Consider the following 1,437-nt stretch of genomic DNA (forward strand, 5'->3'; position numbering starts at 1 on the left):
TAAATCTGGCTGGGGTACCAGGATTTGAACCTGGGAATGCCGGAATCAGAATCCGGTGCAAGTTCTATATAAATCAATTGGTTATAAAAATTTGAAAGAATATACAGTATGAAAACGAAAATATAAATCCTTTTATCTCGGCTATTTAACTATTTCAATTCCTCTATATTCTTTCATTTTTGTTGATTTTTGGAAGGTCTAGGGTGGGGGTTATCTTTGTTTTGCGATCATAAACTTTTACTTGAGATTCGGTTTTGTGACCACTGAATAATTGTTTGTCTTTTGAACTCCCTTCAAAATCCGAGATTGCTTTAGCTTTGATATCATGAAACGTGAAATCAACTTTTCTGCCAAGAATCTCAGAGGCTTTTATTTTTGTTTCATTCCAGTGATTATCAAATCCTGATTTTGTGAACTTGTTTTTATCAGCGTTTAAAATTACATATGATCTTTCTGATTTTGGTGGGAATAATTCGATTGCGTAATTTATTGTATCTCTGAGTCGGTTGGTCCATTGCTTGATTTGTTTAACACCAGTTTTCCCTTGTTTGATGTATATTCCTTGTTCTGATATTTGATTGTGTTTCAATTCTAATATATCCCCAATTCGGGACGCACATAGATATGATATTTCCATAGCTATTTTAACAATTGGAGAAGATACATCATAAGCAGCCCGGTATTCTTCGTCTGTGATATATTTTTCTCTGTTTTTGAGTGAGAACTTTTTTACTCCAGAGCACGGATTAATCTTGCAATAACCTCTCTCATATCCCCAGCAAAACGTTACAGACATATAAGATAGCTCATGATTAGCCTGTGTTTTACTTTGAGTTCCTCTTATGTCCATATACTGCCTGATATGCTCCGGTTTAATATTATCAGCATTAATATGACCAAAAACTTTTAGAATGTTTTTTGCTCCCTGTAGTTTATCTTTCTGAGAACGAGCTGATAATTCAGTAAATGCGGGGCTATTCAAGTGCATTCCCCACAATTTAGAGAATGTCATTACTATTTTTTGGTTTGCTATTTCTCCATCATATTTGGCCCATAACTCAGTCATGCTCATTGTTATAGGGCCAAGTGTGATTGTTTTATTATCTTTTGTTTTTAAGTAATAAGCATATTTGGTTTTTGATACGCGTGTGGGTAGTTTGTTATCATTATGATCTTTGCGCTTCCGTGCCATTAATTAATGCTCCAAAATCAGGTGTTTCAAAATCCGTATTAGCTTGATTAGTAGTATATTTGCCAGTAATAATAGTTCTAATAACAATGGGCTTACCAAGTCTATTGACATAATGATGAACGTGATTGTTTATTAGCCACTTTATTTGTTGGCTTTTTTGCTTAAATCCTGTTATGGAAAACAGTTCTCCGTCAGTCAGGTAAATAGGATCGCTCATTTGTCTATCCTTTCTTTTTGCAAATTTC

The 1,437-nt window shown here is 34.1% G+C and carries 2 protein-coding genes; both read right to left on the reverse strand.

What is annotated here, in order from left to right; genetic code table 11:
- Positions 1-163: 163 nt before the first annotated feature.
- Complete coding sequence (locus tag C5469_RS22655) at positions 164-1,192, reverse strand: tyrosine-type recombinase/integrase (protein ID WP_166310937.1); 1,029 nt, start codon at positions 1,190-1,192, stop codon at positions 164-166.
- The coding region (locus C5469_RS22660; RefSeq protein ID WP_242689573.1) for a DUF4224 domain-containing protein at positions 1,167-1,437 on the reverse strand (271 nt) is incomplete at its 5' end. The genes C5469_RS22660 and C5469_RS22655, both read right to left, overlap by 26 nt.

It is taken from the genome of Photorhabdus cinerea (assembly GCF_011189575.1).
GTDB classification, from domain to species: Bacteria; Pseudomonadota; Gammaproteobacteria; order Enterobacterales; family Enterobacteriaceae; genus Photorhabdus; species Photorhabdus cinerea.

What these genes read in the sequence shown, in the direction of transcription:
- C5469_RS22655 (WP_166310937.1), bottom strand. Translation starts at nt 1,192, where the DNA reads ATGGCACGGAAGCGCAAAGATCATAATGATAACAAACTACCCACACGC.